Below are 3,606 nucleotides of genomic sequence, written 5' to 3' on the forward strand. Positions count from 1 at the left end.
GGTACTGCAGGGGGGACCCTGTGGGAGAGTAGGACGCCGCCGAACAATCATTGTGGGAAAGCCCCGCACCAGCCCTTATGGGTTCGGTGCGGGGCTTTTCTGCGTTTACGGGGTATTTCCTGCCCAAGGGCTGTCCCGTTATCGGCGTCCTGTTCGACGTAGGGTCTGCGAGACGGTGCGGCCGGCGCTGTTGTCTCGGGGACATGAGGGGGCATCGTTGAACCCGAACCCCATCTGCTGCTTCTGCTATCAGGTCATCGATCTCGAGCAGGACGGGGCAGCGACCAAGCTCAGGCTCGGTGCGGTGGACCCGGTGCGAGGCGGCGCCGTGCGGCAGCAGGCGTATTCGCACTCAGACTGTCTGCGCGAACGAGTCCACCCGAACATCGATCTGTGGTTTGAGCTCTGAGCCCAGGCTGATCTCCAAGACCGCCGACCGCGCTGCACCGCGAGGGCGCCGACACCCGCCTGGTCGTCGTGATCGGCAGATCTCTCCCGGGCAACCGCAACGACTGCGAGGCTTGGGAGGAGCCCGGTGCCAAGGCCGCCGTCGGCAGAACGACCACCATCGCCGACGGCGGCTACCCGGGTACCGGGTCATCCCGCACCGCAGACCGCGCGCGCGAAGATCAATTACGGGACAGTCCTTCGCCCTGGGGCTGCCAGACGTAGCGGACGTCCGGTTCGCGCTCCTCATTGCGCAGCCCGTCGGTACGTTCCACCGCGATGAATCCGTGTCGCTCGTAGAACCGTTGCGCCGGCCCGTTGACCTGGAACGTCCACAGCCCCAGCCCATCCGGCCGCTGCTGCTTGGCCAGAGCCACGAGTCGATCGCCCAGACCCTCCCCCCACCACGACGGATCCAGATAGAGCTGTTCCAGTTCTCCGCCGTCGAGTACGAGAAGCCCCACCACGGACCCGTCGGCAGCTGCGACCCAGGTCTCGTACTGCGGCACCACCACGAACGAGAACCAGTCCCGAACCTCGTCGTCGCCGTGCGCAAGACGCACGGTCGGCAGAGCGGCCCTGAAGGAACGCAGCCAGGTGTCGGCCATGCCGGCCGCATCAGAATCCACCGCACGCCGAATCACAAGCTCAGTACTGTCCACAGCCCGGGACTCTCGCAGACGGATGCACCTGCCGCATCCGCATTTGAGGCAGCTGCTGTACCTCGCCGGCCCGCGATGCAGACTCGTACAAGGCAGCGGGTGAGCAGGCGAGTTCGGCCCGATTCCCGGCCCGGACGCCGCCCTCTCTGCTGCCTTGATGCTCAGAAGAAGCTCTGAACGTGGGTGGATGCTCGCCGGAGCGGCAGCGTTGGCGAGACCATGCGGGCGACAGCCGTCTGGCGGGCGGTATGCGGGCCTGAGGGGGAGACGGGATGAGGCGGATGCTCCGGCGGGCAGAAGCGCACAGCGCCGGCGAGGCCCTGGACCCGTACCAGTACGCCTACCTCGCCGGCGGGGGCATGCGGATCGCGGAAAGTGCGGTTGTCTCCCTCATCGAGCGCGGGATGCTGTCCTTGGGGGCCGCCCGCCTACGCGTCATCGGTGGGGATCAACCCGAGCACCCGGTGGAGCTCGCCGTCATCGTCGCCTGCCCGCGGAGCAAGCCGGTGCGGGAGGTCATCGAGGCGGTCAGGAACTCCTCCGAGGTCGACGAACTCGCCCGCCGGCTTGTCTCCTTGGGCCTGGTGCGTCGCCGACGACGGAAGCCCACCCGCGCCGGCCGGCGCCGCCTGGCGGACGCTGCCTCGGCTGGACATGTCCCCGCGCACATCCTCCACGGTCCCGTCGCACTCATTCCTGGCTCCGCCCGACGTGGGCTTCTCGGCACCCACCCCGTCCCCGACGCTCTCGGGTGCACGCTCATCCGCATGGGCAAAGCCCTCGATGACGACCGCGGCCAGGGCTCGGACGCCGGCGCGGATGGAGGCGGTTTCGGCGGAGGTGGTGGTGGTGGCGGCGGTGGTGACTGACAGCGGGGACTGGCCCGATCCGGATCGCATCTACCTGTGTTGGACGGCAGCTTGCCCCGCGACCGGTGTTGGATCCCGTGTACGGGTTCTGGGGATCCGGCTCGGATCCATGGCCAGGTCCAATCAGGGCACTCGGGCGAGGTGCTGGGGACCGCCCTGACGCAGTGGAGGTTCTCCTCCCAATGCGCGGAGTGCTCTCGGGTCACCACCGTGATCGCCTCCACGGCTCCTCCGGTCGGGGCCGGGCAGGAGGAGATGCATTGCTTCACGAGCGAGTTCACGGAGCTTCTGACCGTCCGATACGACCGGGGTAGATGTCGCGGGCCGTACCGATGGGGTTGGTCGGCTCCACGGGCATGGGGCCGGAGCCCGCACAGGACGTGGTCGAGCCCGTGATCGGTGGATGGCTCAAGAGCTGGGCGACACCGTCGCGGACCTTGGTCGAAGCCGTGGGGAGAGGATCTAGCCGTGGGGCTGACCGGGGAGTCTCCCCGACCTCCCGTGTGGCCCGGGCCTGTCTGGACGTGCTGCCGCCTTCCTCGCCTTCCTCGCCGTCCTCATCTGCTCGACCCATCAGCGGATGACCCGAGCCTCTCACCGAGGGATCCCCCCTCCGCTCCGGGAGGGGGGTGTGGGATTAGGCAGCACGCGGATCTCCCCGGCCAGGGCGTCGATGTCGACCGGGTGGCTGGTGTCGATGGTTCGGAGGGGTCCGCCCAGGGCGAGAGGGCCGGGGTGGGATGCCCAGAGTGCGACGCGTTCGTGGATCTGGTCGTGGGTGAGGGCCTGGTCGAGGTCGCCCAGGTGGTGGTGGCGGGTGCGGAAGCGTTCGGTGACGAGGGTGGTCGGGCAGTCGCAGGACACCTCGACCAGGTGGGCGTCCAGCGCCTGGAGCCGGCCGGGGGCGGTGTCGTGGCCACCAGTTCAGGCGTACGGCCCGGGCGGCGTCGTCAGCGAGAGCGAACAGGATGTCGTCGGCGGCCAGGCTCAGCCGGTGGCGCCAGGTGCGGTCACCTACGCCGAGGGAGTCGTACAGCGACTCGAGGACCACGTCCCTGTCGATGAGCGGCAGATCGAGGTGGTTGGCGAGCTCGCGGGCCGGCGTGGTCCTTCCGCTGGCCGGCAGGCCCGTGACGATCACGAAGGAGTTGTCGGCCGCTGCGACAGTCTGGGGCAGTGGCCGAAGGTCGAGCAGGCGGCCTAGGGTGCGCGGCCACCGGGGTGGGTTCGGCACAGCTGGGGCGTTGGCAATGGGGTCCTTACACCGAGGAGGGGCGTCGTGTCGTGCCGATTTTGACGGTGCAGGGGGCGTCATGTAGAGTCAAACGGTTGCCTGGAACTGGACAAGTTCGGCAGCAGCCCCCAAAGAAGCAATTCAGAGTGGGCACCCTCGACTCCTCATCCAGGAATCTGAAGCCGGGAAATCCGGTGGAAAACTTCTGATAGAGTCGGTCTCGCCGGAAAGGGAAACGCGAAAGCGAAGAACTGGAAAGCAAAACCCGCTTCGACCGGGAATCGGACACGAAAGAGTCTGATAGGGTCGGAGACACAAGAACGAAAGCCCGGAGGAAAGCCCGAGAGGGTGAGTACAAAGGAAGCGTCCGTTCCTTGAGAACTCAACAGCGTGC

Annotated in this window: 3 protein-coding genes and 1 pseudogene; 3 read left to right on the forward strand and 1 reads right to left on the reverse strand. The window is 67.5% G+C overall.

Going from position 1 to position 3,606, the window contains the following annotated elements; translation table 11 throughout:
* Positions 1 to 217: 217 nt before the first annotated feature.
* Positions 218 to 409: a hypothetical protein gene (locus tag NLX94_RS38575; protein WP_254387971.1), complete on the forward strand. Its 192-nt coding sequence runs from the start codon at positions 218 to 220 to the stop codon at positions 407 to 409.
* Positions 410 to 456: 47 nt separating this feature from the next.
* A pseudogene (locus NLX94_RS38580) lies at positions 457 to 597 on the forward strand (IS5/IS1182 family transposase); the annotation flags it as partial.
* A gap of 32 nt (positions 598 to 629) precedes the next feature.
* On the opposite strand, the gene NLX94_RS38585 reads toward NLX94_RS38580, so the two are convergent.
* Positions 630 to 1,055 carry a GNAT family N-acetyltransferase gene (locus tag NLX94_RS38585; RefSeq protein WP_302171711.1) on the reverse strand — a complete coding sequence of 142 codons (426 nt, stop codon included), beginning with the start codon at positions 1,053 to 1,055 and terminating at the stop codon, positions 630 to 632.
* Positions 1,056 to 1,381: 326 nt separating this feature from the next.
* On the opposite strand from NLX94_RS38585, the gene NLX94_RS38590 reads away from it, so the two are divergent.
* On the forward strand, positions 1,382 to 1,978 hold the full coding sequence (locus tag NLX94_RS38590) for a TIGR04222 domain-containing membrane protein (RefSeq protein ID WP_254387973.1): 597 nt from the start codon (positions 1,382 to 1,384) through the stop codon (positions 1,976 to 1,978).
* Positions 1,979 to 3,606 lie beyond the last annotated feature (1,628 nt).

Origin of the sequence: Streptomyces sp. TBY4, from assembly GCF_024213195.1 — a bacterium.
Lineage (GTDB): Bacteria > Actinomycetota > Actinomycetes > Streptomycetales > Streptomycetaceae > Streptomyces.

What these genes read in the sequence shown, in the direction of transcription:
- NLX94_RS38585 (WP_302171711.1), bottom strand. Translation starts at nt 1,055, where the DNA reads ATGGCCGACACCTGGCTGCGTTCCTTCAGGGCCGCTCTGCCGACCGTG.
- NLX94_RS38590 (WP_254387973.1), top strand. Translation starts at nt 1,382, where the DNA reads ATGAGGCGGATGCTCCGGCGGGCAGAAGCGCACAGCGCCGGCGAGGCC.